The 25,727-nt window shown below is 73.9% G+C and carries 21 protein-coding genes; 8 read left to right on the top strand and 13 right to left on the bottom strand.

Annotated features, from left to right (window positions below):
• The first annotated feature begins 116 nt into the window (after positions 1 to 116).
• Entirely contained in the window at positions 117 to 491 is a 375-nt protein-coding gene (locus OIM89_RS07680; protein WP_023417052.1) for a F0F1 ATP synthase subunit epsilon, read from the top strand.
• Between the two features lie 128 nt (positions 492 to 619).
• Positions 620 to 1,066: a DUF2550 domain-containing protein gene (locus OIM89_RS07675; protein ID WP_003950885.1), complete on the top strand. Its 447-nt coding sequence runs from the start codon at positions 620 to 622 to the stop codon at positions 1,064 to 1,066.
• A gap of 139 nt (positions 1,067 to 1,205) precedes the next feature.
• On the opposite strand, the gene OIM89_RS07670 is transcribed toward OIM89_RS07675, so the two are convergent.
• The 4 genes from OIM89_RS07670 to OIM89_RS07655 all read right to left on the bottom strand — a co-directional run bounded on the left by OIM89_RS07670 (position 1,206) and on the right by OIM89_RS07655 (position 7,285).
• A complete protein-coding gene (locus tag OIM89_RS07670; RefSeq protein ID WP_264491094.1) occupies positions 1,206 to 3,092 on the bottom strand; it encodes a glycoside hydrolase family 18 chitinase in 1,887 nt (628 codons plus the stop codon).
• Between the two features lie 274 nt (positions 3,093 to 3,366).
• A complete protein-coding gene (locus OIM89_RS07665) occupies positions 3,367 to 5,235 on the bottom strand; it encodes a glycosyl hydrolase family 18 protein (protein WP_151168094.1) in 1,869 nt (622 codons plus the stop codon).
• Between the two features lie 151 nt (positions 5,236 to 5,386).
• Positions 5,387 to 6,034, bottom strand: a complete 648-nt coding sequence (locus OIM89_RS07660) for a response regulator (RefSeq protein ID WP_030695638.1) — start codon at positions 6,032 to 6,034, stop codon at positions 5,387 to 5,389.
• A 6-nt stretch (positions 6,035 to 6,040) separates the two neighbouring features.
• Positions 6,041 to 7,285 (bottom strand): sensor histidine kinase, encoded by a 1,245-nt coding sequence (locus OIM89_RS07655; RefSeq protein ID WP_047467221.1) that lies wholly within the window; start codon positions 7,283 to 7,285, stop codon positions 6,041 to 6,043.
• 198 nt (positions 7,286 to 7,483) lie between these two features.
• Here OIM89_RS07655 and OIM89_RS07650 point away from each other — a divergent pair, with 198 nt between their 5' ends.
• Entirely contained in the window at positions 7,484 to 8,095 is a 612-nt protein-coding gene (locus tag OIM89_RS07650) for a hypothetical protein (RefSeq protein WP_030695640.1), read from the top strand.
• A 25-nt stretch (positions 8,096 to 8,120) separates the two neighbouring features.
• Here the strand turns inward: OIM89_RS07650 and OIM89_RS07645 are convergent, their stop codons facing one another.
• Positions 8,121 to 8,693: a cob(I)yrinic acid a,c-diamide adenosyltransferase gene (locus OIM89_RS07645; protein ID WP_030695641.1), complete on the bottom strand. Its 573-nt coding sequence runs from the start codon at positions 8,691 to 8,693 to the stop codon at positions 8,121 to 8,123.
• A gap of 180 nt (positions 8,694 to 8,873) precedes the next feature.
• Here OIM89_RS07645 and OIM89_RS07640 point away from each other — a divergent pair, with 180 nt between their 5' ends.
• The 3 genes from OIM89_RS07640 to OIM89_RS07630 all read left to right on the top strand — a co-directional run bounded on the left by OIM89_RS07640 (position 8,874) and on the right by OIM89_RS07630 (position 13,192).
• On the top strand, positions 8,874 to 9,722 hold the full coding sequence (locus OIM89_RS07640; protein WP_010642220.1) for a 3-hydroxyacyl-CoA dehydrogenase family protein: 849 nt from the start codon (positions 8,874 to 8,876) through the stop codon (positions 9,720 to 9,722).
• Between the two features lie 408 nt (positions 9,723 to 10,130).
• Positions 10,131 to 10,454, top strand: coding sequence for an STAS domain-containing protein (locus OIM89_RS07635; RefSeq protein ID WP_003950893.1), 324 nt, complete (start codon positions 10,131 to 10,133; stop codon positions 10,452 to 10,454).
• A 323-nt stretch (positions 10,455 to 10,777) separates the two neighbouring features.
• Positions 10,778 to 13,192, top strand: a complete 2,415-nt coding sequence (locus tag OIM89_RS07630) for an ATP-binding protein (RefSeq protein ID WP_264491093.1) — start codon at positions 10,778 to 10,780, stop codon at positions 13,190 to 13,192.
• A 260-nt stretch (positions 13,193 to 13,452) separates the two neighbouring features.
• Here OIM89_RS07630 and nucS read toward each other — a convergent pair whose 3' ends face one another.
• Positions 13,453 to 14,115 (bottom strand): endonuclease NucS, encoded by a 663-nt coding sequence (gene nucS, locus OIM89_RS07625; RefSeq protein WP_175457297.1) that lies wholly within the window; start codon positions 14,113 to 14,115, stop codon positions 13,453 to 13,455.
• Between the two features lie 216 nt (positions 14,116 to 14,331).
• On the opposite strand from nucS, the gene OIM89_RS07620 reads away from it, so the two are divergent.
• Positions 14,332 to 14,724, top strand: a complete 393-nt coding sequence (locus OIM89_RS07620) for an SCO5389 family protein (protein WP_003950896.1) — start codon at positions 14,332 to 14,334, stop codon at positions 14,722 to 14,724.
• Between the two features lie 93 nt (positions 14,725 to 14,817).
• Here OIM89_RS07620 and OIM89_RS07615 read toward each other — a convergent pair whose 3' ends face one another.
• Positions 14,818 to 15,852 carry an LLM class flavin-dependent oxidoreductase gene (locus OIM89_RS07615; RefSeq protein ID WP_030695644.1) on the bottom strand — a complete coding sequence of 345 codons (1,035 nt, stop codon included), beginning with the start codon at positions 15,850 to 15,852 and terminating at the stop codon, positions 14,818 to 14,820.
• A 258-nt stretch (positions 15,853 to 16,110) separates the two neighbouring features.
• Between OIM89_RS07615 and OIM89_RS07610 the strand changes: the two genes are divergently transcribed.
• On the top strand, positions 16,111 to 16,452 hold the full coding sequence (locus tag OIM89_RS07610; protein ID WP_030695645.1) for a hypothetical protein: 342 nt from the start codon (positions 16,111 to 16,113) through the stop codon (positions 16,450 to 16,452).
• Between the two features lie 18 nt (positions 16,453 to 16,470).
• Here the strand turns inward: OIM89_RS07610 and OIM89_RS07605 are convergent, their stop codons facing one another.
• From OIM89_RS07605 to scy, 6 genes are all read right to left on the bottom strand, one after another.
• A complete protein-coding gene (locus OIM89_RS07605; protein WP_030695646.1) occupies positions 16,471 to 17,307 on the bottom strand; it encodes an ABC transporter permease subunit in 837 nt (278 codons plus the stop codon).
• The gene (locus tag OIM89_RS07600) at positions 17,304 to 18,386 is read right to left on the bottom strand and encodes an ABC transporter ATP-binding protein (RefSeq protein WP_030695647.1); all 1,083 of its coding nucleotides are present in this window, start codon (positions 18,384 to 18,386) and stop codon (positions 17,304 to 17,306) included. The genes OIM89_RS07605 and OIM89_RS07600 overlap by 4 nt, the downstream gene beginning before the upstream one ends.
• A 258-nt stretch (positions 18,387 to 18,644) precedes the next feature.
• Positions 18,645 to 19,418 carry an ABC transporter permease gene (locus tag OIM89_RS07595; RefSeq protein ID WP_030695648.1) on the bottom strand — a complete coding sequence of 258 codons (774 nt, stop codon included), beginning with the start codon at positions 19,416 to 19,418 and terminating at the stop codon, positions 18,645 to 18,647.
• A gap of 1 nt (position 19,419) precedes the next feature.
• The gene (locus tag OIM89_RS07590) at positions 19,420 to 20,439 is read right to left on the bottom strand and encodes an ABC transporter ATP-binding protein (protein ID WP_030695649.1); all 1,020 of its coding nucleotides are present in this window, start codon (positions 20,437 to 20,439) and stop codon (positions 19,420 to 19,422) included.
• Positions 20,440 to 20,564: 125 nt separating this feature from the next.
• Positions 20,565 to 21,503 (bottom strand): cellulose-binding protein, encoded by a 939-nt coding sequence (locus OIM89_RS07585; RefSeq protein WP_003950904.1) that lies wholly within the window; start codon positions 21,501 to 21,503, stop codon positions 20,565 to 20,567.
• Positions 21,504 to 21,762: 259 nt separating this feature from the next.
• The gene (scy, locus tag OIM89_RS07580; RefSeq protein ID WP_264491092.1) at positions 21,763 to 25,626 is read right to left on the bottom strand and encodes a polarized growth protein Scy; all 3,864 of its coding nucleotides are present in this window, start codon (positions 25,624 to 25,626) and stop codon (positions 21,763 to 21,765) included.
• Positions 25,627 to 25,727 lie beyond the last annotated feature (101 nt).

Here is a 25,727-nt window from a genome sequence, read left to right as displayed (position 1 = left end):
GGACGGAGGGCCGCGGCCCGCCCCTCGCGGGGCGGCCGCCGCCCTTCCTCCGGAGCCCACTAGAATTCGTCCCAACACCCGGCCGACCCGCCGGGTGGTGACCCGAGGAGCCCCTCTTGGCTGCTGAGCTGCATGTCGAGCTGGTCGCCGCGGACCGCAGCGTCTGGTCCGGCGAGGCCACCCTGGTCGTGGCACGTCTGACCACCGGCGACGTCGGCATCATGCCCGGTCACCAGCCGCTGCTGGGTGTGCTGGAATCGGGCCCCGTGACCATCCGTACCGCCGACGGCAAGACCGTCGCGGCGGCGGTGCACGGTGGTTTCCTGTCCTTCGCCGACGACAAGCTGTCGGTGCTGGCGGAGATCGCCGAGCTGGCCGGCGAGATCGACGTCGAGCGTGCGGAGCGGGCGCTGGAGCGTGCGAAGGCGGAGGCCGACGAGGCCGCCCATCGCCGTGCCGACGTCCGTCTGCGGGCGGTGACGTCGCGCTGACCGGGCGCTGAAGACGACGACGCGCCTCAGCCGCGGCACCTTCCGGACCCCTTCCGGAGCGTGCCGCGGCTGAGGCGATGCAGGTGCTAGTGCGAGTTCCGTAACGGAAGACGAGGAGGTCGGTGCCGATGCTCCTCGCTCTGCTTGTCTGCGGACTGGTGATCGTGCTCGTCACCCTGGGGCTGTTGGTCTTCGGACTGCGCCGCCGCCTGATCCAGCGGTCGGGCGGCACGTTCGACTGCTCGCTGCGCTGGGACGCCCCCGAGAAGGGCGACACCAGCGGCAAGGGGTGGCAGTACGGGGTGGCCCGCTACAACGGGGACCGCGTCGAGTGGTACCGGGTCTTCTCGTACTCCCCGCGCCCCAAACGGATGCTGGAGCGTTCGGCGATCGAGGTGGTCGACCGGCGTTCGCCCGAGGGCGAGGAGGAGCTGGCGCTCCTCTCCGACGCGCTCGTGCTCGGCTGCCGCCATCGCGGCGTACGGCTGGAGCTGGCGATGAGCGAGGACGCCCTCACCGGATTCCTGGCCTGGCTGGAGGCGGCGCCTCCGGGGCAGCGGGTCAACGTGGCCTGACGCGGGGCCCTTCCCTGGCGGGGAGGGGCTTTTTTCATGCCCGGACACGTGAAGAGCCGGGAGGACGGGGGGCGTTCCCGTCCTCCCGGCGTCCGGGGGAGGTGGTGCTCAGTGGTCCGGGCGGGGTGCCGGGCCGGGGCTAGCGGAGGCCGGAGTCCATCGCGGAGACCAGTTCGCCGTTCGCGGTGTCACCGCTGAACTCCCAGAAGAAGGCGCCGCCGAGGCCCTGGTCCTTGGCCCAGGTCATCTTGGCCTTGATGGTGGCCGGGGTGTCGTAGCTCCACCAGTTGCTGCCGCACTTGGCGTAGGCGGTGCCGCCGACGGTGCCGGTGGCGGGGCAGCTGTTCTTGAGGACCTTGTAGTCCTCGATGCCCGCCTCGTAGGTGCCGGTGGCCGGTCCGGTGGCGGTGCCGCCGGGGGCGTCCTGCGTGACGCCGGTCCAGCCGCGGCCGTAGAAGCCGATGCCGAGCAGGAGCTTGGCCGCCGGGACGCCCTTCGCCTTGAGCTTGGCGATGGCAGCGGCCGAGTGGAAGTCGGCCTTCGGGATGCCGCTGTAGGAGTTCAGGGCCGAGTGGGGCGCGGTCGGCCCGGTCTTGTCCCAGGCGCCGAAGAAGTCGTACGTCATCACGTTGTACCAGTCGAAGTACTGGGCGGCGCCCGCGTAGTCGGCGGCGTCGAGCTTGCCGCCGGAGCTGGCGTCGGCGGTGATGGCGGCGGTGACCAGGTCGGTGCCGAACTGGGCGCGCATCGCCTGGACCATGTTCTTCAGCGCGGCCGGGCCGGAGCTGTCGCAGCTGAGGCCGCAGGCGTTCGGGTACTCCCAGTCGAGGTCGATGCCGTCGAAGACGTCGGCCCAGCGCGGGTCCTCGACCAGGTCGTGGCAGGACTTGGCGAAGGCGGCCGGGTTCTTCACGGCGTCGGTGAAGCCGCCGGACCAGGTCCAGCCGCCGAAGGACCAGAGGACCTTGATGTGCGGGTACTTGGCCTTGAGCTTGCGGAGCTGGTTGAAGTTGCCGCGCAGCGGCTGGTCCCAGGTGTCGGCGACGCCGTCGACCGACTCGGCGGCGGTGTACGCCTTGTCGTAGGCGGCGAAGCTGTCACCGATGGTGCACTTGCCGCCCTGGACGTTGCCGAAGGAGTAGTTGATGTGGGTGATCTTCTCGGCGGAGCCGGAGGTCACCAGGTTCTTGACGTGGTAGTTGCGGCCGTAGACGCCCCACTCGGTGAAGTAGCCGAGGTTGATCTTCTCGCGGGGGCCGGGGCCGGGGCCCGTGCCGTCGCCGGGGGTGGTGACCTTGACAGGGGCGCTGACCGGGCCGGTCTGGTCGGCGGTGTCGCGGGCCTGGACCGAGTAGGAGTAGTCGGTGCCGGGGGCGAGGTTCTGGTCGGTGAAGGTGGTGGCGGTGACGGTGGCGACCTTGGCGCCGTCGCGCAGGACGTCGTAGTTCTTGACGCCCTTGTCGTCGGTGGCCGCCTTCCAGGAGAGCTTCACCGAGTTCTTGGTGAGGTCACTGGCGGTGGGGGTGCCGGGGGCGGTGGGCGGGGTGTCGCCGGGGACGCTGCCGCCGTCGCAGGAGGCGCCGTTGAGCTTGCAGCCCGAGGGGGTGCCGGGGCCGGTGCCGTTGAAGCCGAAGCTGACCGAGGCGCCGGGGGCGAGGCTCCCCGCCCAGCTCTTGTTCTTGGCGGTCCAGTGGTCGCCGTTGTTGGTGACGTCGGCGTCCCAGGCCGAGGTCACCTTGGTGCCGGCGGGGAAGTCCCACTCCAGGGTCCAGCCGTTGAGGGGGGCGGTGCCGGTGTTCTTCACCGTCCACTTGCCCTCGAAGCCGCTGCCCCAGTCCTGCGTCCTGGTGTAGGAGGCGCTGGGGTCGGCCGCGGCCTCGGCGGCCTGGGTGGGGGCGGCGAGGCCGACCATCCCGGCGAAGGGGACCGAGAGGCCGACGAGCGCGGCCAGCGCGCGCCGGCGGAAGCGGCTCAGGGATTTGGGACGGCTACGGGCGCCGCCGGTGCTGGGGGAAACCGTACTCAAGGCGTACTCCTCAAGAGGTCCGGACGTATGGGGGTGGAACCCTGCGACGCCCGTGAGCACCGACGACCTGATGTGCCCACCGCAGTGGGGCGAGAGTAGAAAGGTCTGGACCAGAGGTCAAGAGGTCTGGACCAAAGAACAGTTCGGCCGGATCGCGCCTGGTGCGCGGGGGTGGCCGCATGCGGACATGGCCGCCCGCCGCGGCGACCGGAGTTCCGGTGCCACGGCGGACGGCCGTGCGGGAAGGGTCAGTTCCGGGTGGCTGCCCGGCTGGTCAGCGCAGCCCCTCGTACATCGCGGCGAACAGGTCGCCCTTGGCGCCGTCGCCGCTGAACTCCCAGAGGAAGGCGCCGCCGAGCTTCTGCTTCTTCGCCCAGGCCATCTTGCCCGTCACCGTCTCGGGGGTGTCGTAACCCCACCACTCGTCACCGCACTTGGCGTACGCGGTGCCGCCGGCGGTGCCGGTGGCCGGGCACCTTTCGGCCAGCACCTTGTAGTCCTCGTTACCCGCCTCGAAGGTGCCGGCGGCCGGCCCGGTGGCGGTGCCGCCTGGGGCGTCCTGGGTGACGCCGGTCCAGCCGCGGCCGTAGGCGCCGATGCCGAGCACCAGCTGCTTGGCCGGGATGCCCTTGGCCCTCAGCTTGGCGATGGTGGCGGCGGAGGTGTTGTGCTCACCCTCGATGCCCGGGTAGGCGGTGAGCGGCGAGTGGGGCGCGGTCGGGCCCTGGGCGGCCCAGGTGCCGAAGTAGTCGTAGGTCATCACGTTGTACCAGTCGACGTACTCGGCGGCGCCCCGGTAGTCGGCCTTGTCGAGCTTGCCGCCCTCGGAGGCGTCGGCCGCGATGGCGGCGGCCAGCAGGTCGGTGCCGAACTCGGCGCGCATCGCCCGCATCATGTCGGCCAGCGCCTCGTACGGGGAGTCGTCGCAGGTCAGGCCGCAGGCGCCCGGGTACTCCCAGTCGAGGTCGATGCCGTCGAAGACGTCGGCCCAGCGCGGGTCCTCGACCAGGTCGTGGCAGGACTTGGCGAAGGCCGCCGGGTCCTTCACCGCCTCGCCGAAGCCGCCGGACCAGCTCCAGCCGCCGAACGACCAGAGGACCTTGATGTGCGGGAACTCCGCCTTCAGCTTGCGCAGCTGGTTGAAGTTGCCGTGCAGCGGCTGGTCCGGGCGGTCGGCGACGCCGTCCACGGCCTCGTCGGCGGTGAAGACCTTGCCGTACGCCGCCTCGGTGTCGCCGGCGACGCACTTGCCGTCCTGGACGTCGCCGAAGGCGTAGTTGATGTGCGTGATCCTCTCGGCCGAGCCCGAGGTCACCAAGTCCTTGACCTGGTAGTTCTTGTCGTAGATGCCCCACTCGGTGAAGTACCCCATGGTGATCTTCGACTTGGGCGCGGGCGCCGCCTTGCCCTTGGTGCGCGCCTTGGCGGCGCCGCTGAACGGGCCGGTCTGCTGCGCGGTGTCGCGGGCGCGGACCGTGTACGAGTAGTCGGTGCCGGGCGCCAGGCCGTGGTCGGTGAAGGTGCGGCCGGTGACCGTGGCGACCCTGGTGCCGTTGCGCAGCACCTCGTAGCCCTTGACGCCCTGGTCGTCGGTGGCCGCCGTCCAGGAGAGCGTGGCCGCGTTCCTGGTGACCTTGGAGACGACCGGGGTGCCGGGGGCGGTGGGCGGGGTGTCCTCGGGCTGCCCGGAGCCCTCGCAGGGGACGCCGTTGAGCTTGCAGCCGGTCGGGGCGCCGTCGCCGGTGCCGTTGAAGCCGAAGGTGGTGGAGGCGCCCGGGGCGAGGGTGCCGTTCCAGGAGCGGTTCCTGGCGGTCCAGCGGTTCCCGTCGTTGCTGACCTCCGCCTCCCACGGCAGGGTCACCTTGGTGCCGGTGGGGAACTCCCACTCCAGCGTCCAGTTGCTGAGCGGCGTGTCACCGGTGTTCCGCACCGTCCAGCGGGCCTGGAAGCCGGTGCCCCAGTCCTGGGTCCGGGTGTAGGAGGCGCTGGGCGCGTCTGCGGCCTGGCTGGGGGCGGCGAGGCCGACCATCCCGGCGAAGGGGATCGCGAGGCCGGTGAGGGCGGCGAGGGTGCGTCTGCGGAGCCGTCGCAGGGGTCTGGGGCGGCTTCCGGAGCCGTCGTGCGCGGGGTGGGCCGATCTCAAGGCGTACTCCTCAAGGGGGTCCGGGCAGGCGAGGGGTGGGTGCGCCGAGCGTAGAAAGGTCTGGACCAGTGGTCAAGGGGTGTGGATCAAGCGGGAGTTGTGACTCGCGCGCGGGGGCACGGTGAGAGGCGTGTGACGGACCCGTCGAGGGTCACACCCCCAACTCCTGCGCCAGCAGGGCGGCCTGGGCCCGGCTGCGCAGTTCGAGCTTGCCAAGGACCCGGCTCACATGGGTCTTGGCCGTCGCCTCCGCCATCTCCAGCCGCGCGGCGATCTGGGCGTTGGACAGGCCCTCGCCGAGGCAGCCGAGCACCTCCCGCTCGCGCCGGGTCAGCGCCGCCAGCTCCGGCGGCTCGGCCCCGGCCGGACGCGGGGCCCGGCCGGTGGCGAAGGCCGCGATCAGCCGCCGCGTCACCGCCGGGGCGATCATCCCCTCGCCCGCGGCGACCGTCCGCACCGCCGCCAGCAGCCCCGGGGCGTCGGTGTTCTTCAGCAGGAAACCGGCGGCGCCCGCCCGCAGCGCCCCGAAGACGTACTCGTCCAGGTCGAAGGTGGTCAGCACCAGCACGTCGGACCAGCCGCCCGCCACCACCGCGCGGGTCGCCGACACCCCGTCCAGCCGGGGCATCTGCACATCCATCAGCACCACGTCCGGGCGAAGCTCCTCGGCGAGCCGCACCGCGGCCTCGCCGTCGGCCGCCTCCGCGACCACCTCGACGTCCGGTGCGCTGCCCAGGATCAGCACCAGCCCCGCCCGCACCGCCGACTGGTCCTCCGCCACCACCACGCGGATCACCACCGCGCCTCACCTCTCCCTCGTGTCACCCGGATCGTCGTCCACCTGGCCGGAAACCGCCCCTCGCGGGCCGCCGGGCGTCTCCCCGAGCGGCAGCACCGCCCGGACCTCCCACAACTGACCACCGACCGGCCCCGCCGAGAAGCTCCCGCCCAGCAGTTCCGCCCGCTCCCGCATCCCCACCAGCCCCGCCCCCGACCCGGGCACGCGCGTTCCCGGCCCCGCCTCGGCCCCGAGGGGCGAGACCACCCGGACCGTCAGCGCCCCGTCCGTCCGGCCGAGCACGGCGTCGACGGGGCCCGGGGCACCGTGCTTGAGCGCGTTGGTCAGCGACTCCTGCACGATCCGGTACGCGGCGAGGCCGACCGGCGCCGGGGGCGGCGGGTCCGCCGGGGGAGGGGTGAAACGCCGCACGTCCAGGCCGTTGGCGCGGGCCTGTTCCACCAGGGCGCCCAGCCCGTCCAGGGTCGGCGCCACCGAGGGGGCGTCGGTGTCCCGGGCGCGCAGCACCTCGATCAGCCGGCGCATCTCGGCCAGCCCCTCCACGCTGTTCTCCCGGATCACCCCGAGCGCGCGGCGGCTGGTGGCCTCGTCGTCCAGGGAGAGCGCGGCCGTGGAGTGGATGGCGATGGCGGAGAGGTGGCCGGCGACCAGGTCGTGCAACTCGCGTGCCATCCGCGCCCGTTCGTCGGTGACCGCCTGGACCCGGTCCATCTCGGCCAGCAGCGCCGTCTGCTCGGCGCGCAACCGGGCCGCCGCCGTGGCCTCGCGGTGGTTGCGGAGCATCGCGCCCGTGGTCGCCGGGCCGAAGAAGATCACGCCGACCACCAGGCCGACCAGGAGGGCCTGCGGCTCCCGGAACCAGGCCAGCAGGGCCAGTGTCACCGCCACCGTGACCAGGCCGGTCACGGCGGGCAGCCGCCGGGCCCGGGCGGGCGGGCCGTAGAGCGCTGCCGCGTAGACCAAGTCCGTGTACATGAGCACGGTCGCCAGCGAGCCCACCGTGAACTGGTCGGCGACGAGGGCGACCGTACCGACCGCGAGGCCGCACCCCGTCCAGCTGCGGCGCAGCAGCTCCGCGCCGGCGGTCGCCGCCAGCGGCAGCAGCGTCCAGGCGGCGTTGTTGTCGGTCGGCACGGTCGGCGCCGCGATCCGGGTGTGCAGGCCGAGCCCCCACAGGAGCAGCCCGCCGAGCAGCCCGGAGAGCGCGATCAGCACGTCGAACCGGGGCGGGCGGGGCGGCAGGCGGAGCATGCTCCCATCCAACACGCCGCCCGGGCCGTCCGCGCGGACCCGCGGGACCCTTCCCCGCGCCCGCCGCTACATCGAAAGGCGCAGGCCCGGATCGTCTGCCGCGACGACGCCGCGCGCCCGCCCCCGCCCGAGGATGGAAGGCAGAACGGGCCACCCCGCCGTGCGGCCCGACCGCCGAGGCCCGAGGGGGAGCACGTCGTGATCGTCACGCTCATCGTCATCTGCGAGGTGGGCTTCTGGGTCCTGCTCGCGGCCGGGCTCGGCCTGCGGTACCTGGCGAAGATGCCGCGCACCGGCGCCGCCGTGCTGCTCTGCGAGCCGCTGCTGGAGGTCGTCCTCCTCGTCGTCACCGTCCTCGACCTGCGGGCCGGGGCCGACCCCGACTGGAAGCACGGCCTGGCGGCGGTCTACATCGGCTACACCGCCGCCTTCGGCCACTACACCGTCCGCTGGCTCGACGGCCACGCCCGCCACCGCCTCGCCGGCGGCCCGCCGCCCGTCAGGCCCCCGCGCTTCGGCGCCGCCCGCGCCCGCCACGAGGTCAAGCTCTGGCTCCGTACCGTGGCGGGCGCGGGCCTCGCCGCCGCCCTCCTCCAGATCGGCGTCTGGTACGTCGACGACCCGGAGCGCACCGCCTCCCTCACCTCCTGGCAGGGCTTCGCCGGACGCGCCGTCCTCATCCACGGGCTCATCGCCCTCTCGTACGTGCTGTGGCCGAAGAAGCCGAAGGGCGGGGACGAGGGGCACGTTGCCGGGGCCGGGGCCGGGAAGGACGCGGTCCGTCCGGTGGAGGACCGGGCCGGGCGGTAGCGGGGGAGGAGCGCCGGACGACCCCTCAGCGCTCGCCTCCCGGTACCCACAGCACGTCGCCGACCTCCTTGTTGGCCACCCGGGCCAGGATGAACAGGAGGTCGGAGAGGCGGTTGAGGTAGGTCGCGGCGAGCGGGTTCATGGTGTCGCCGAAGACCTCCGCCGCCGCCCAGGTCGAACGCTCCGCGCGCCGCACCACGGTGCACGCCTGGTGGAGCAGGGCGGCGCCCGGCGTCCCTCCGGGGAGGATGAACGACCGGAGCTTCTCGACCTGTTCGAGGTAGGTGTCGCAGTCGGCCTCCAGCTTGTCGATGTACGACTGCTCCACCCGCAGCGGCGGGTACTCCGGATTCTCCACGACCGGCGTGGAGAGGTCGGCGCCCACGTCGAAGAGGTCGTTCTGGACCCGGAGCAGGACCTTGGCGACGGACTCCGGCAGATTCCCGAGGGCCAGCGCGGTGCCGATGGCGGCGTTGGCCTCGTTGGCGTCGGCGTAGGCGGCGATGCGCGGATCGGTCTTGGCTGTGCGGCTCATGTCGCCGAGGGCGGTGGTGCCCTTGTCCCCGGTGCGCGTGTAGATGCGTGTCAGATTGACCATGCGGCCAGCGTAATGACGCCGCCTCGCCGCCGCGCGCCACGCCGTACGCCCGTCCGTGCCCCCGCCCGTGTGATGTCCGCCCCTTGAGACGTGATGCGCGTTACCAACCGCCCCACGCGGGCCGCGGGACCGCTACTCTCCGCCGAAGAGACAGAGGCAAACAGTGCGTTAGGGGATGTCGTGGCACGCAAGCTCGCCGTCATCGGAGCCGGACTCATGGGTTCGGGAATCGCTCAGGTCTCCGCCCAGGCGGGCTGGGACGTCGTCCTGCGCGACGTCACCGACGCCGCCCTGACGCGGGGGACGGACGGCATCAAGTCCTCCTTCGACCGGTTCGTCGCCAAGGGCAAGCTCTCCGCCGAGGACGCCGAGGCGGCGCTCGGCCGGATCACCACCACGACCGACCTGGAAGGCGCCGCCGACGCCGACATCGTGGTCGAGGCCGTCTTCGAACAGCTCGACGTCAAGCACGAGATCTTCCGCACCCTCGACAAACTGGTCCGCGAGGACACGGTGCTCGCCTCGAACACCTCCGCCATCCCGATCACCAAGATCGCCGCCGTCACCGAGCGGCCGGAGCGGGTCGTCGGCGCGCACTTCTTCTCGCCGGTCCCGATGATGCAGCTCTGCGAACTGGTCCGGGGCTACAAGACCAGCGACGAAACCCTCGCCAGGACCCGGGAGTTCGCCGAGTCCACCGGCAAGACCTGCATCGTCGTCAACCGCGACGTGGCCGGCTTCGTCACCACCCGCCTCATCTCGGCCCTCGTCGTCGAGGCCGCCAAGCTCTACGAGTCGGGCGTCGCCACCGCCGAGGACATCGACCTCGCCTGCAAGCTCGGCTTCGGCCACGCCATGGGCCCGCTCACCACGGCCGACCTGACCGGCGTCGACATCCTGCTGCACGCCACGCAGAACATCTACACCGAGTCGCAGGACGAGAAGTTCGCGCCGCCGGAGCTGATGCGCCGCATGGTCGACGCCGGCGACCTCGGCCGCAAGAGCGGCGAGGGCTTCTACTCGTACTGACCCCCGCGCCGGGCCCGCCCCCTCGGGGAGCGGGCCCGTCCGCACCCGCGTGGGAGCGCGCCCGCGCCCCGGGGGAGCCCTTCGCACCGCCGTCCGTACGGGCGGATCACCGTCGCACCTGAGTTCCGCCGGAGCGGCACCGGCAGCGCACCACCCTCACCCCCACGGGTGAATTCGGTATCGGTTCGCTTACAGGCGGCAACTTCTGTGTGCATGAGCCAGTCAGTTGCAGTGACATACGCAGTGACACCACACGACCCACCCGGGGCGGCACCCGGCTCCGGCGGCCCACCAGGCTCCCCGGGGTCCGCGAGATCCTCCGTCACCCCGGGCACCACCGGCGGCCCTGACCGAGCCGCCCGCGGACGCCACCTCCGCAGCCCACGCCAGCAGACCCGGGGAGCGCATATGTACATCAGGGGCGACCATGCCGAGCTGGTCGTCGGGGGCCGCCTCGACGTCCGCAGCGCGGCGGACGCCCGGACGGTCCTGCACTCCGCCGTGGACGACGGCGCCGGGGACCTCGTCCTCGACCTGGCCGCCCTCGACTCCTGGGACGCCACCGGGCTCGGCGTCATCATGGGCGCCCACCGCCGCGCCGGGCGCTGCGGCCGCCGCCTCGTCCTGCGCTCCGTGCCCCCGCAGATGCAGCGGCTCCTGGTCGCCACCCGCCTCCACCGCATCCTCGCCATCGAGGGCGGCATCGGCCTGGACTCCCTGCCCCGCGCCTGAGCGGCGGGCGGGGGAGCGGCGGCCGCCGCCAGGGGACCGGAGAGGGCCAATCCGGGCGTTCCCGAGGGATCAGCGCACAATCCTCATGAGACCGTGACCTCCCGGGCCCCGGACCACCCCGGCTTGTCCTGGATACTGGCCGAAGGCTTATGGTTCGGTCCCGTCCGCTGTCCTCATGCCCGGCGCCCCACGTGTCCGGCGGCAGCGGAGACCCGACGCGCCGCACCGAACGCATTCCGGACCGGGCTGCGGCACCCGCCCCCGGACCGGACGGGGCGGCGGCCGGGCACGCGGTACGGCACGACGCTATGGGGGCTTCAGCCATGGACCCGAACCACCGGGACCCGCACCAGCGGGGCGACGGCGACCCGCACCGCATACCAGGCGGCCCGCAGCCGGGCCCCGCCGAGCGGCGGCCCCGTCCAGCGCAGGTCCCCGACCTCGGCCAGCCCGTGCCGCCCCGCGTGCGCACCGCCGAACTCGTCGCCGGCGGCCACCTCGTCACCGTCAACCCGGTCGACGGCAGCGAGATCGAGGTCTGCCCGCCCGGCCGCCACCCCAGCCCCCCGGTCCGCCGCACCCCCGACGACCGCGCCGCGCTCGCCGCCGCGGCCAGGCCGCCCGCCCCGCCCGGCGTCCCCCGCACCCACCACCGGCTGCTGGGGCGCGACCGCGAACGCGACACCCTCGTCCAGCTCCTCGCCCGGGGCCGCTCCGTCCGCCTCACCGGCGCCCGCGGCTCCGGCCGTACCGTGCTGCTGGACGCCGTCGCCGCCCGCTGCGAAGGACTCGCCCCCGACGGCGTCGTCCGGCTCGACGGCCACCACCGCACCGCCGACGAACTGCTGCACGCCCTGTGCGCCGCCGTCCACCTGCTCCCCGCGCACCGCCCGGGCCCAGCCCTCCTCGCCGAACTCGCCGGGGAGATCGGGGCCGTGGTCCTGATCGACGACGCCGAGATCGGCGGCGCCGCCCTCGACTCCTTCCTCGCCGCGACCCCCGAGTGCGCCGTCCTGCTCGCCTGCACCCCCGAGGTGCCGGCGCCCGGTGAGGAGGCCGGGGTCGAGGAGGTCGTCCTGGAGGGCATCGGCCGCTCCGGCGGGCTGACCCTGCTCGCCCAGGGCGCCGGCCGCGCCCTCAGCGAGGACGAGGTCTCGTGGGCCGGCGACCTCTGGTTCGAGTCCGAGGGGCTGCCGCTGCGGTTCGTCCAGGCCGGCGCCCTGCTCCACCAACGCGACCTGCTGCGCGAGGAGTCGGGCTCGGCCGAGGCGCCGCTGCCCACCGTCGCCGAGGGCGCCGCCCCCGCCGCCCTGCTCGCCTCCCGGCTCAGCGAGGCGGCCCGCGCCACCCTCGGCTTCGCCTACGCGCTCGGCGGCGAGGTCCCGCACCAGGCCCACCTGCCGGCCCTGGTCGGCGACACCCACGCCGACGCCGCCCTCACCGAACTCCTCGACTGCGGCCTGGTCACCCCGGTCGGCAACCGCTACCGCCTCGCCGCCGGCGTCACCGAGCAGCTCGCCGCCGAGGGGTACGCCGACGAGGGCGAGCGCGCCCACACCGCCGCCCAGCACTACACCTGGTGGACCGGCCACCCCTCGGTCACCCCCGAGCGGGCCGCCGCCGAGTCCGACGCCGTCCTCGCCGCGCTCACCGCCCTCGTCGGCGGCCAGGACCCGGCCCGCCAGGCCACCGCCGTCCTCCTCGCCCGCACCGTCGCCCCGGTCCTCGCCGCCGGCCTTGCCTGGGGCGCCTGGGAGCGGGTGCTGCGCTCCGGCCAGGAGGCCGCCCGCCTCTCCGGCGAGGTCGCCGAGGAGGCGTACTTCCACCACGAGCTGGGCATCCTGGCGCTCTGCCAGGACCGGCTCGACCGGGCCCGCGCCGAGCTGGAGGCCGCCGTCGCGCTGCGCGGCGCCCTCGCCGACAAGCGCGGCACCGTCGCCGGCCGCCGGGCCCTCGCGCTGGTCGCCGACCGCGCGGGGGAGACCGTCCCGGTGACCCGCGCCGTCCTGCCCACGGACGGGCCCCTCGTCCCGCCGCGCCGCGAGGGAGTGGCGACCCCGCCCACCGGGCTTCCCCGGACGACGCCGCCGGCCGGGGTCACCCGGGTCCAGCCGGCCGCCCCGGCCACCGGTGCGACCGTCGTGGGCGGCCCCGCCGCGACGGCCGCCAAGGACGGCAGGCCCGGCCGGGCCGCCCTCACCGGCGCCCGGCGCAACCTGGTCGCGGCCGGCGCGGGCGCCCTGCTCGTCGCGGTCCTCGGCACGGTCGTCACCCTCGGCGCCATCAACGGCGACGACGAGGAGCCCGCTTCCGTCGACCGGGTCACCACCGAGCAGACGACGCCCGAGGACGAGGGCGACGAGGGCACGGAGGCGGAGCGGCCCGCCGACTCCGCCGAGCCCAGCACCGACCCGGGCGAGGACGGCGTCACCGGCACTCCCGACGACCCGACGCCCAGCGACAGCGCCTCGCCCTCCGCATCGGAGTCGGACGAGCCCAGCAGCTCGCCCACCGACCGCCCGACCACCTCCCCCTCGGACCGGCCCACCACCAAACCGCCGTCCACCCCGCCGACCTCGTCGAAGCCGCCGACCACTCCGCCCCCGTCCAGCCCGGACCCGGAGCCCAGCGACACCACGCCCACCGAGGACCCCGACCCCGAGGACCCGGAGCCCGGCACCGACAACTCGGCCAGCGGCCCGGCCCCCGAGCCGTCCACCAGCCAGATGCTGTCGTAACCCGCCCCGCACGTGGAAACGCCCCCCGGCAGTGGAGCCGGGGGGCGTTCTGACTACGCAGAGCGTTCGTGCTGGGCACCGACGGACCGACGGGAGCCGCACTCACGGGTCGTTCCCGCACACGGACATGCCCGCGGTTTGAGCCAAAGGGGCGCGTCGTCGTCGAGACGCCTGTCGCGCGCAGGGAGCGAAGCGGACGAGCACGTCAGGTGGCTCGACAACGACCTGCTGCGCCCCGGCGGCGAAAGCCGCTCAAGAATTCAGAACAGCCGCAGCTTGTCGTCCTCGATGCCGCGCAGGGCGTTGTAGTCCAGGACCGTGCAGCCGATGCCGCGGTCGGTGGCGAGAACGCGTGCCTGCGGCTTGATCTCCTGGGCGGCGAAGACGCCGCGGACCGGGGCGAGGTGCGGGTCGCGGTTGAGGAGTTCCAGATAGCGGGTCAGCTGCTCCACACCGTCGATCTCGCCGCGCCGCTTGATCTCGACGGCGACCGTCGCGCCGGAGGCGTCCCGGCAGAGGATGTCCACGGGGCCGATCGCGGTCGGGTACTCGCGCCGGATCAGGGTGTATCCCTCGCCGAGCGTCTCGATCCGGTCCGCCAGCAGCTCCTGGAGGTGGGCCTCCACGCCGTCCTTGATGAGGCCCGGGTCCACGCCGAGTTCGTACGAGGAGTCGTGCAGGACCTCCTCCATGGTGATGACGAGCTTCTCCCCGCCCTTGTTCACCACGGTCCAGATGTTGTCCTCGCCCTCCTTGAGGGTGCACGGCGGCGACATCCAGTTGAGCGGTTTGTACGCCCGGTCGTCCGCGTGGATCGAGACACTGCCGTCGGCCTTCACGAGGATCAGGCGAGGGGCGGAGGGGAGGTGGGCCGTGAGCCTGCCCGCGTAGTCCACGGAGCAGCGGGCGATGACGAGACGCATGGTCGGCAACGCTACTCGACGGGCGGCCCCGGACGCGATTCGCCCGGGAAGCCCCGTTCATCGCTGGCCGGTTGTGTGCGCATTCTCCTGGTGCGCGCCGGTCTCCTTGCATACCGTGGCAGCGGGAGGTTGCCATGCGTGCACGCTGCGTGTGCGTGAACTCCAGCCCTGTCCGTCAGCCCCCGTCAGACAGACGGGGGTGTGAGAGGAGAACCCATGTCGCTCGACGTCTCACCGGCCCTCTTGGAACAGGCCGAGCGAGGCGAGGTCGACGAAGCCGCCTTCGTCGACTGCGTCCGGACCTCCCTGCCCTACGCATGGGACATGATCAGCAAGCTCGTCGCCCAGCTGAAGGTCGACGGCGGAGAGTTCGCCGACAACCAGACGCCGCCGCCCGACGAGCAGGCCCGCGGCCAGCTGCTGCGCGCCCTGGCCAGCGACGCCATCCGGGGGGCGCTCCAGCGTCACTTCGGGGTCCGCCTGGCATTCCAGAACTGCCACCGTGTGGCGGTCTTCCCGCTCTCCTCCGACTCGGACGAGCGGCACGCCCGCTTCACCTCGATCCGGGGGCAGCTGCTCAACCAGTCCCCGGAGCTCAGGGACTGCTGACCCGGCGCCTCCGGAACCGCCTCAGGCGGCGGGTCCAGGCGTGACGCGCATCCGCCGTGCGGCGGCCCTCACCGGGGCCGCCGCACGGCGCGTTCAGGGCAGCAGCGGCAGCACGTCCCGGCCGAGGCGGCGGATGTTCTCCTCGGTCCCGGCGAGGTCGCCCGACCCCTCCACCATCAGCGCGAACCGCGTGACCCCGGTCGCCTCGGCGGTCGCCGCCAGCCGGTCGGCACAGAGCCGCGGCGGCCCCACCGGATGGATCGAGCAGAGGAACTCGGTGTACGCCACCGGGTCGCGCATCGCCCGTGCCCGCCCGTCGACGGTGACATGGGCGCCCAGGCCCAGTTCGAACCAGCCCGGCATCGCCTTCACCAGCGTCTCGGCGGCCCGCCCCGGCCCGTCCTCTACCTGGGCGACGCCCGCCGAGACGTGCGCGGCCGCCGCGATCTCGTCGCCGTCGCGCCCCGCCTCTCGGGCATGGCGGCGCCACAGCGCCACCATCTCGGCCTTCTCGGCGTCCCCGGTGTGCATGCCCAGCAGCATCGGCAGCCCGCGCTCGGCGGCCAGCCGCACGCTCGACGGCGAGGTGCAGGCCACCACCACCTCCGGGCCCGGCAGCCCGTCCAGCGACTCCGCCGGGCGCGGCACCACCGCCACCTCCCGGAAGGCGTACCGCCCGCCCTCTGCCGACGCCCCGACCCGCGGCTCGCGCAGCCAGCGCAGCAGCAGGTCCAGCGCCTCCGGGAACCCCTCCTCGAAGGCCGGCAGCCCCGCGCCGAAGACCTCCAGGTCGACCCAGGGGCCGCCGCGGCCGACGCCGAGGGTGAACCGGCCGCCGGCGGCGAGGTGGAGCAGGGCCGCCTGCTCGCCGAGGGCGACGGGGTGGGTGGTGGGCAGCACGCTGACCGCGGTGCCCACCCGCACCCGCCGGGTTCTGCCCAGCAGCAGCGCGGCCAGGGTGGCGGCGGAGGGACAGGTGCCGTACGGCACGAAGTGGTGTTCGCCCAGCCAGACGGTGTCGAGGCCGGCCTCCTCCGCCACCTCGGCCGAGCGCACCGCGCGGTGCAGGGCCTCGCCCTGACCCTGGCCCGGGAACTGACCACCGAGTACAAAACTTCCCACGTGCATGACGCTTCCTGCTTCCTTGGTGCCCGACACGGCACTCCCCCTGCCTGGCAACAACGCCTGACACGTGCCAAAGGCACGGCCTGGCAAGAGGATTGGCGGATTATGGGGATTTCCCGGGGGCACGCACGGCGTACGGAGGGGGCGGGAAGGAGCCTGGAGGGGGCGTGCGGCGCTTCGGCGGGCGCCTGCCGTGAAGGGGCGGCGCGTAGGCTGTCCGGGACGCCGTGACCGCCGTACAGCAGATCGTGAGGTGCCCCCGTGTCCCCGCGCAAGAACCGCTCCAAGCCTGCCCGTGCCTCGGGGCGGCGAGGCGGCGGCGACGACGAACCGGGCGAGCGGTACGGCTTCCAGTCGGCCGAGAGCTGGCGCGGCGAACAGTGGTCGGTCCGGCACATCTCCGGCTCGGGCCCCGCCTCCGCCGGCAAGCGCTACCGCTGCCCCGGCTGCGACCAGGAGATCCCCGCCGGCCTGCCGCACGTCGTCGCCTGGCCCGAGCACTCCGGCGTCGACGAGCGGCGCCATTGGCACAAGGCGTGCTGGAACGCGAAGGACCGCCGCACCACACGGGTGCAGCGGTCCCGGAACGCGCCGCGCTTCTGACCCGCGCGGCGGGCGGCCTCAGACGTCGCGCTTCTCCAGCAGGAGGAAGGCGCCGGCCACCGCCACCAGCGTGATGCCCAGCAGCGCCAGCAGCTGCGGCACGCCGCCGGCCCGGCCGTCGTACATCGCGGTGCCGAAGAGCGCGGAGAGAGCGTTGGGGGCGTTGTACTCCAGCATCGTCTCGCCGATGCCGCGCAGGGCCGGGGAGATCATCAGGAAGGCCGGCATGATCGCCGGGACCAGCACCACGCCGAGCATGGCGGTGATCGCGCCCGCCGAGTGCCGCAGCATCGAACCGACGGCCAGCCCCAGCACGCCGAGCAGCGAGACGTAGAGCGAGCCGAGCAGCACCGAGGCGCCCCAGTTCTCGCCCGGCCCCGCGGGGATCACGTTGATCGCGGCGGTGGCCAGCCCCACCACGGTGATCGACACCGCCGAGACCGTGTAGGCCAGCGCGAAGAAGACCAGGAACTTCGCCGCCAGCACCCGGTGCCGCTGCGGCGCCGCCGTGAAGGTGGTGCGGATCATGCCCGTGCCGTACTCCGAGGTGACCACCAGCACGCCCAGCGTGATCAGGCAGATCTGCCCCAGCAACAGGCCGAACAGGGCCGGGATCGTGTACGGCACGTCCGCGTAGGTCTCGCCCGAGGTCTTCCACGCCACCAGCAGGCCGATGCCCACCACCAGCGCCACGAAGACGCAGAGCGTCCACACCGTGGAGCGGACCGAGCGGATCTTCGTCCACTCCGAGGCCAGCGCGTGCCCCAGATGGGTGGGGCGGACCGGGATCGGCGAGGTGTACATCGCGCCGGGCAGCGTGCCCGGCTGCTCCGGCTGCTGGGTCGGGGTCGTCATCGGGGGTCCTCGGTCTCGCTCTTGCTCAGGTCGGGGGCGCCGGGCCGCTCCTGGCGGGGCGGCGGGGGCGCGTACCAGCCGGGCTGGTCCGCGCCCGGCTGCGGCACCGGGAACGGCGCGGGTCCCTCGACGCCCTCCTCGTGGAGCCCGGCCCGCCGGTCGTCGGTGGAGCGGTAGTCCACGGCGCCCTGCGTCAGCCGCATGTACGCCTCCTCCAGCGACGCCTGGTGCGGCGAGAGCTCCCAGAGCCGCACCCCGGCGGTGTGCGCCACGTCGCTGATCCGGGGCAGCGGCAGCCCCGCCACCCGCAGCGCGCCGTCCGGCTCCGGCAGCACCTGGCCGCCCTCCTCGGCCAGCGCCGCCGACAGCTTCTCGCGCGAGCCCGGCTCGGTGTCCGGTACGCGGACCCGGGCGAACCCGGCGGCGTTGGCGGCGATGAACTCGCGCACGCTCATGTCCGCCATCAGCCGGCCCCGGCCGATCACGATCAGGTGCTCGGCGGTCAGCGCCATCTCGCTCATCAGGTGCGAGGAGACGAAGACCGTACGGCCCTCTGCGGCCAGCGACTGCATCAGGGTGCGGACCCAGAGGATGCCCTCCGGGTCCAGGCCGTTGACCGGCTCGTCGAAGAGGAGCACCTGCGGGTCACCGAGGAGCGCCGCCGCGATGCCCAGCCGCTGCCCCATGCCGAGGGAGAACCCCTTCGAGCGGTGGCGCGCCACCTCCTGGAGCCCCACCACGCCCAGCACCTCGTCCACCCGGCGGGCCGGGATGCCGGAGAGCTGCGCGAGGCAGAGCAGGTGGTTGCGGGCCGAGCGGCCGCCGTGCACCGCCTTGGCGTCGAGCAGGGCGCCGACCTGGCGCGGGGCGTTCGGGACGCGGCGGTAGGGGAGGCCGCCGATCGTGACGTGGCCGCTGGTGGGCTCGTCCAGGCCGACGATCATGCGCATCGTCGTGGACTTGCCCGAGCCGTTCGGGCCCAGGAAGCCCGTCACCGTGCCGGGCCTCACCTGGAAGGAGAGGTCGTGCACGGCGGTCTTCGCGCCGTAGCGCTTCGTCAGGCCGATGGCCTCGATCATGTGCTCCCCGCACCCGTCGACAGAGTTCCTTGCCGGGGTTGTCCCCGTCAACGTAAGGAGGATAGCCACCGGCGTTCGGTTCCGGCCAAGCGCGAATTCCCTCCCGGGGTGGGCTGGGGGGTGGGCCTCAAGCGCCGGCCGGGCTGCTGTTGGGGGTGCCGGCCCGACGCGCCCTGCCGGTCAAGGATGGCCTCAAGCGCCGGCCGGGCTGTTGATGGCCCGGCCGATTGAGGCCCCCCGAGGGCCAGGCCCGGCCGGCTACGCGTCCCGGTGTCGCAGGAGGGCGTACCCGATGGCCAGGGCGGCGATCACCCAGAGGGCCATGATGCCGAGGCCGCCCCAGGGGCCGTAGGGGGTGTCGTCGTTCAGCGGGGCCACCACCTGCATGATCTTGGAGCCGGCCTGGTCGGGGAGGAAGCGGCCGATCTTTTCGGTGGCGGAGACGGCGCCGAGGATGGAGGAGACGAGGAAGAAGAAGGGGACGAGGATGCCGAGGGAGAGCATGGGGGAGCGGAGCATCGCGGCGACGCCCATGGAGAAGACGGCCATGAGGGTCATGTAGAGGGCGGCGCCGATCACGGCCCGGAGCACGCCGGGGTCGCCGATGGAGGCGGCGAGGGTGGGGCCGAGCAGGGCCTGGCCGAGGAAGAAGGTGGCGAAGGTCGTCACGAGGCTGACCAGCAGCGCCAGTACCGTGGCCACCGCGACCTTGCTGAAGAAGAAGGTGCCCCGCTGCGGCACGGCCGCCAGCGACATCCGGATCATGCCGGTGCTGTACTCGTTGGATACCACCAGCACCCCGAAGACGACCATCGCCAGCTGCCCGAGACTCAGCCCGGCGAAGCTGATGAAGGTCGGGTCGAAGGTCAGCCGGCCGCGTGGGGAGAGGTTGTCGTACTCGCTCTTGGAGAGGGCGCTGATCAGGGCGCCGAGCCCGATCGTCACCACGGCGGCGAGACCGAGCGTCCACACCGTCGACTGGACCGAGCGGATCTTGGTCCACTCGGAGCGGACCACCTGCGTCACGGCCATGTCAGCCCTTCCTCCGCCGCTGCTCGGGGCCGCCCCAGCCGGCGCCCCACTCGCCCCCGCCCCCACTGGTCGCCCCGCCCCCGGGGCCCGGCCCCCCGCGCCCGGCGCCTGGGTCGCCGTCGTGCGCGTGGTACTCCACCGACTCCGCGGTGAGCTGCATGAACGCCTCCTCCAGCGAAGCCTGCCGGGGACTCAGCTCGTGCAGCACCAGCCGCTCCCGGGCCGCCAGCTCGCCCAGTTCCGGGGCCGCCACCCCGTCGACCTCCACCGCCCCGTCGGGGCCGTCCGCCGCCGCGACACCGGCCGCGTGCAGGACGTCCAGCAGCCGCTCCCGCTCGGGGGAGCGCAGCGTCACGTAACTGCGGGAGTTCTCCCGGATGAAGTCGGCCATCGAGGTGTCGGCCATCAGCCGGCCCTGGCCGATGACCACGAGGTGTTCGGCGGTCAGCGCCATCTCGCTCATCAGGTGGGAGGAGACGAAGACCGTGCGGCCCTGGTGGGCGAGGGACTTCATGAGGTTCCTGATCCAGTGGATGCCCTCGGGGTCGAGGCCGTTGACCGGCTCGTCGAACATCAGGATGCGCGGATCGCCGAGCAGCGCCCCCGCGATCCCCAGCCGCTGCCCCATGCCGAGCGAGAACCCCTTGGCGCGCTTGCCGGCTACCGGGGTCAGGCCCACCGTGTCCAGCACCTCGGTGACCCGGGAGGCGGGGATGCCGTTGGACTGGGCCAGGCAGAGCAGGTGGTTGTAGGCGGTCCGGCCGCCGTGCATCGCCTTGGCGTCGAGGAGCGCCCCGATCTGCCGCAGCGGATCGTGCAACTGGGCGTAGTGCCGCCCGTCGATGCGGACATCACCCGCCGACGGCTTGTCCAGCCCGAGGATCATCCGCATCGTGGTGGACTTCCCCGCGCCGTTCGGCCCGAGGAACCCCGTCACGATGCCCGGGCGCACCGTGAACGTCAGATTGTTGACGGCCACCCTCTCGCCGTACCGCTTGGTCAGCCCCGACAGCTCGATCATGCGTCGAGGCTACGGCCGGGGCGCCCGGCCCGCCCCCGGGCTTGGACCGGTTGCCGCAACGGGGCAGCGCGAAGCCCCCGCCCCGGACGGACCGGGACGGGGGCGAAGAACGCTTGGCGCTCGGGTCAGCGGGACTGCTGGGCCGGGACGCCGCGCGACGCGGAGTCGTCCTCGGCGGCCGGGGCGCCCGCGGCCGCGACAGCCGCACCCGTGAGGGTGGCCAGCATCTCGCGGACGTTGGTGAGCTGGGCGTTGATCGAGTCGCGGCGGTTGGTGAGCGCCGCCAGCTCGCGCTCGGACTCGCTGCGGATGCGGTCGGCCTTGGCGTTGGCGTCGGCGACGATGTCCTCCGCCTGGCGCTGCGCGGTCTCCACCGTCTGGCGGGCACGGCGCTCGGCGTCGGTGCGCAGCTTCTCGGCCTCCAGGCGCAGCTGCTCCGCCCGGTGCTCGATCTCCGCGAGGCGCTTCTCCGCCTTGGCCTGACGCGAGGCCAGGTCGCGCTCGGACTGCTCGCGGCGCTTGGCGAGGTTGGTCTCGAAGTCCGCGGCGGCCTGGGCGGCCTTGGCGCGGGTCTCCTCGAAGAGGGCGTCGGCCTCCTCGCGCTTCGACTGGGCGTCCTTCTGGGCCTCGGCGCGCAGCGCGCTCGCCTCGCCCTTGGCCTTCTCGACGATCCGGACGCCCTCGTCGTCCGCCTTCGCCTTCCGCTCGGTGGCGAACGCCTCGGCGTCGTTGCGCACCTGCTGGGCGGCGGACTCCGCCAGCTCGCGGTGCTGCTCGGCGGCGCGGCGGGCCTCCTCGCGCAGGTCCTTGGCCTCCTCCTCGGCGAGGCGGAGGATCTTCTCTACCCGGGCGCCCAGACCGGCGTACGACGGCTCGGCGTCGGCCACCTGGGCCTGCGCGTTCTGCGTTTCGAGGTGCAGCTCCTCGATGCGCTTTTCCAGAGCGGTGATGCGGGTGAGGGCGCTGTCACGGTCGGAGACGAGCTTGGAGATGCGTTCGTCCACCTGAGCGCGGTCGTACCCACGCCGCACGAGCTCGAAGCCATAGGGGGAAGTGTCGCTCATGGGGTTCCTGTCGAATGGGACCGGTGAGGTGATAGAGGGAATCCTAGGGGCCAAAGCGGCGTGTCATCGAGCAGATGCCCGTTTGATCTGGAGAATGACACCCCTTTTGGGTGGTCAACGGCGGCAGCTCTTGCCAGATCGGCCCAGAACAGGCCCATTACCGCACCTCCCACGCCCCCGTGTCCGATTTTTTCGCCCCCGTCACCGGGGGAGGCCCCCGGCGTGCGCTGTGACCGGGCCGTCCGTCCCCGGCTGCCCGTCAGTTCTCGTTCTGTTTGCCACCCGAACGGGAACTCCCCGCCGAGGCCCCCGCCTTGACGCCCGTACCGGAACCGCCCGGGGCCGCCTTGCCGGCCGGCTGGGACTCGAAGCCCTCCAGCGCCTCCAGCACGTCCTGGACGCGGGAGATCTCCTGGTTGATGTCGGCCCGGCGGCGCATCAGCACCTCCAGTTCGCGCTGGCCCTCGGCGACGACCCGCTCGGCCTCCTCCTCGGCCTCGCGCTTGATCTGCTCGGCCTCGCGGACCAGTTCGGCCTTCTTCTGCTCGGCCTCCTTGAGAAGCCCCTCGGCCTTGCGCACCGCGGCGATCCGGACCTTGCCGGCCTCCGAACTGGCGTCCGCCAGCAGCTCCTTGGCGTCGGACCGGGCCTTCGCCTCCTGCTCCTCGGCCGCCTTGACCAGCGCGTCGCACCGCTCGCCGGCGGTGCGCATCGCCTCCGAGGACTCCCGGCGCGCCCGGTCGTGCAGCTCCTCGATCTCCGCGGTGACCCGCTCGCGCAGCTCCTCGGCGCGCTCGCGGATCGCGGTGGCGTCCCGGCGGGCGCCCACCAGCAGTTCGTCGGCGTCGGCACGGGCCCGCTCCACCAGGGTGTTGCCCTCCACGGTGGCCTCGGCGACCAGCCGCTCCGCCTCCGCGCGGGCCGCGCCCACCATCGAGTCGGCCCGGGACTCGGCCTCCGTCGTCGCCTTCAGCGCCGCCTGTTGCGCCTCGGTGGTCAGCTTCTCCGCCTCGGCGGCCGTCTCGCTCAGCAGCCGGTCGACCTGCTCGGCCGCCTCCGAGCGCCGCTTGTTGGCATCCGCCCGCGCCTCGTCCAGCGTCCGGTCCGCCTCCGCGCGTGCCTGCGCGGTCAGTTCCTCGGCCGCGGCCAGCGCCTGCGACTCGACCCGCTCGGCCTCCTCGCGGGCCTGCGCGGCCCGCTCCTCGGCCGCCGCGACCGCGCGCGCCGCCTCGGCCCGCAGCCGCTCCGCCTCCTCGGCCGCCCCGGTCACCGTCCGCTCGGCCTCGGCCCGCGCCTCGGCCCGGACCCGCTCCGCCTCCTCGGCGGAACGCGCCCCCAGCGACTCGGCCTCCGTGGCCGCCTGCGAGACCAGCCGGTCGGCCTGCTCGGCCGCCTCGGTCCGCATCCGGTTGGCGTCCTGACGGGCCTCCGCCCGCGCCTTCGACGCGTCCGCCTCGGCCGAGGCCAGCGCGTCCGACGCCTCCGACCGCAGCCGCTGGGCGTAGCTCCCGGCGTCCGCGCGCAGCCGCTCCGACTCGGCCGTCGCCTCCGCGACCGCCGACTCCGCCAGCGAACGCGCCGTCTCCAGCTCCTCGGCCGCCTCCGACCGCAGCCGCGCCGCGTCCTCGGCGGCTCGCTCCCGCTCCGCGTGCGCGTCGGAACGGACCCGGTCCGCCTCCTCCTGCGCCTCGGAGCGGATGCGCTCCGCGGCGTGCTCCGCCGCCGACCTGAGCCCCGCGATCTCCTCCTGCGCCTGCTCCTGGAGCCCCGCGACGGAGTCCCGGACCTGCTGCGCGGTCGCCTCGGCGGCCGACACCAGCTCGGTGGCGCGCGCGTCCGCCTCTTCGACCAGCCGCGCCGCCTCGGCCTCGGCCTCCTCGACCCGCTTACGCGCCGAGGCCAGCAACTCCTCGGACTGCTCGCGGGCCCGCTCGCGCTCCTGCCCCGCCTCGGTACGCGCCGACTCCAGCGCCTCCTCGGCCGAACGCCGCCTGCGGTCCGCCTCCTCCTGGGCCCGCTCCAGCGCCTCGGTGGCCTCCGCCTCCGTACGCTCCGCCGCGCTCGCCGCCTCCGCGCGCAGCCGGTCGGCCGCCTCCTGGGCCTCGGCCTTCAGCCGCTCGGCCTCCTCGGCGGCGTCGGCGCGCAGCCGCACCGCGACCGCCTCGCCCTCGGCCCGGGAGGCCGCCGCCTCCTCGGCCGCGGTCGCGGTGAGCGCCTCGGCCTCCTCGACGGCCTGGTCGCTGAGGGTCCGGGCGCGCTCGGCCGCCTCGGTGCGGGTGCGCTCCGCCTCCTCGGCGGCCTCCTTGCGGAGCCGGCTGGCCTCGGCGCGCGCCTCGGTCAGCGCCTCCTCGGCGGCGACCACCCTCTGTTCGGCCTCCTCGCGGAGCCGCACCAGCTCGGCCTCGGCCTCCTCGCGACGGGCCCGGACGCCTTCCTCGGTCTCCTCGCGCAGCTCCCGCGCGGCCTGCTCGGCCTCCTCGCGGGTCCGGGCGGCGGCCTCCTCGGCCTCCTCGCCCAGCTTCGCCGCCTCGGTGCGGGCCCGCTCCAGCGCGTCGTCGGCCTGCTTGCGCAGGGCCGCCGCCCGCTCCGCGGACTCCGCCCTGGTCCGCTCGCCGTCCGCCTCGCCGGCCTCGCGGGCCTCGGCGGCGTCCTGGCGGGCCTTGGTCAGCAGCTCCTCGGCGGTGGAGGCCGACTCCTCGATCTGCTGGACCGCCTCCCGGCGCGCCTCGGAGCGGATGCGCTCGCCCTCGGCGACCGCCTCGGCGCGCAGCTGCTCGGCCTCGCCGCGCAGCCGCCGGGCCTCCTCCTGGAGCTCGACGGTCTTGGCGCGGTACTCCTTGGTGTCGTCCTTCGCGGCGCCCTTCAGCTCCTCCGCGAGGTCGTGCGCCTCGGCCCGCAGCCGGTCCGCCTCGGCCTCCGCCTCCGAACGCAGCCGCTCGGCCTCCTCGGAGGCCGACCGCCGGGTCTCCTCCGCGTCCTTCGACGCCTTCTGGAGCACCTCCTCGGCGGTCCTGGCCGCCTTCGCCAGCGCCGCGGCCGAGTCCTCGGCCGCCGCCGCGCGCGCCTTCTCGGCCGCCTCGGAACGCGCCTTCTCGGCCTCGGCCACCGCGCGCTCGCGCAGCTCCTCGGCCTCCGCGCGGACCGCCTCGGCCTCCTTGGTGGCCTCCTCGACCAGCCGGGCCACCTGCTCCCGCGCCGTCTTCGTGCGCTGCTCACCGGCGGCCTCCGCGGCCGCCATCCGCTTGGCCGCGGCGGCCTCCGCCTCGGCCACCAGCTTCTCGGAGCGCGAGGTCGCCTCGCGCAGCGCCGTGTCCGCCTCGGACATCCGCTGCTCGGCGGCGCGGGTCAGCTCCGCCGACCTGCGGTGCGCCTGGTCGGCCTCCGAGGCGGTCGAGGACCGCAGCTGCTCGGCGTGGTCGGCGGCCTCCTGGGCCTGCTGGGAGGCGGCGTTCAGCATCCGCTCCGCGTCGGCGCGGGCCCGGCGCAGCAGCGCCTCCGCCTCCGCGCGGGCGTTCTCGGTCTCCTCGCCGAGCCGCCGGCGGGCCTCCTCGGTGAGCCGCTGCGCCTCGGCGCGGGCCGCCGCGAGGGACTGCTCGGCCTGGGCGCGGGACTCGTCGAGGAGGCGCTGGGCCTGCGACTCGGAGCGGGCCCGGAGCTGCTCGGCCCAGGCGACGTTCTCGTTGACGTGCGACTCGACGGTGGCGCGGCGCTCGGCCAGCTCCTGGTCGAGCTGCTGGCGCCGGTTGACCGCCTCGGTGTGCAGCTCCGCCTGGAGGCGGGCCTGCTGCTCGGCGTGCTCCTGGAGGATGCGCTGGGTCTGGGCCCGGACCTCGCGCAGCTCGCGCTCGGCGTCGCTGCGCATCTGGTCGGCCTGGAGCTGGGCGTTCCGCAGCATCTGCTCGGCCTGGTAGCCGAGGTCCGCGGTGTCGTAGGAGTGGGGACGCGTCGCCAGCGCCCGTCGGGCCTCGTGCAGCTTGGCACGCAGAACCTCGACCTGGTAGCCGAGGTCCTCGGCGTGCTGAACGGCCTTCTCCCGGTCGGTCTTCAGCCGGTCCATCTCGGCTTCGAACCGAGAGAGGTGGTCGTCAGCTCGGTGGCGCTCCTGGCCTTCGTAGCCCCGCACTGCGCGGTCCCATCCGTCCCCTGGTCGCGAAAACTCCGAACAACCCCGTCCGCGGACGGACGAGGCTCCCGGGGGAAATGGTGTCAGACCGCCCGCGGGCC

It is taken from the genome of Streptomyces sp. BI87 (assembly GCF_025957665.1).
In the GTDB taxonomy this organism is placed as follows: domain Bacteria; phylum Actinomycetota; class Actinomycetes; order Streptomycetales; family Streptomycetaceae; genus Streptomyces; species Streptomyces albidoflavus.
This window is presented reverse-complemented; position numbering and strand designations above follow the sequence as displayed.

Coding starts and splice junctions, on each gene's coding strand:
- OIM89_RS07675 (WP_003950885.1), top strand. CDS start 620: ATGCTCCTCGCTCTGCTTGTCTGCGGACTGGTGATCGTGCTCGTCACC.
- OIM89_RS07655 (WP_047467221.1), bottom strand. CDS start 7,285: ATGCTCCGCCTGCCGCCCCGCCCGCCCCGGTTCGACGTGCTGATCGCG.
- OIM89_RS07645 (WP_030695641.1), bottom strand. CDS start 8,693: ATGGTCAATCTGACACGCATCTACACGCGCACCGGGGACAAGGGCACC.
- OIM89_RS07635 (WP_003950893.1), top strand. CDS start 10,131: ATGTACATCAGGGGCGACCATGCCGAGCTGGTCGTCGGGGGCCGCCTC.
- OIM89_RS07630 (WP_264491093.1), top strand. CDS start 10,778: ATGGACCCGAACCACCGGGACCCGCACCAGCGGGGCGACGGCGACCCG.
- nucS (WP_175457297.1), bottom strand. CDS start 14,115: ATGCGTCTCGTCATCGCCCGCTGCTCCGTGGACTACGCGGGCAGGCTC.
- OIM89_RS07620 (WP_003950896.1), top strand. CDS start 14,332: ATGTCGCTCGACGTCTCACCGGCCCTCTTGGAACAGGCCGAGCGAGGC.
- OIM89_RS07615 (WP_030695644.1), bottom strand. CDS start 15,852: ATGCACGTGGGAAGTTTTGTACTCGGTGGTCAGTTCCCGGGCCAGGGT.
- OIM89_RS07605 (WP_030695646.1), bottom strand. CDS start 17,307: ATGACGACCCCGACCCAGCAGCCGGAGCAGCCGGGCACGCTGCCCGGC.
- OIM89_RS07600 (WP_030695647.1), bottom strand. CDS start 18,386: ATGATCGAGGCCATCGGCCTGACGAAGCGCTACGGCGCGAAGACCGCC.
- OIM89_RS07595 (WP_030695648.1), bottom strand. CDS start 19,418: ATGGCCGTGACGCAGGTGGTCCGCTCCGAGTGGACCAAGATCCGCTCG.
- OIM89_RS07590 (WP_030695649.1), bottom strand. CDS start 20,439: ATGATCGAGCTGTCGGGGCTGACCAAGCGGTACGGCGAGAGGGTGGCC.
- OIM89_RS07585 (WP_003950904.1), bottom strand. CDS start 21,503: ATGAGCGACACTTCCCCCTATGGCTTCGAGCTCGTGCGGCGTGGGTAC.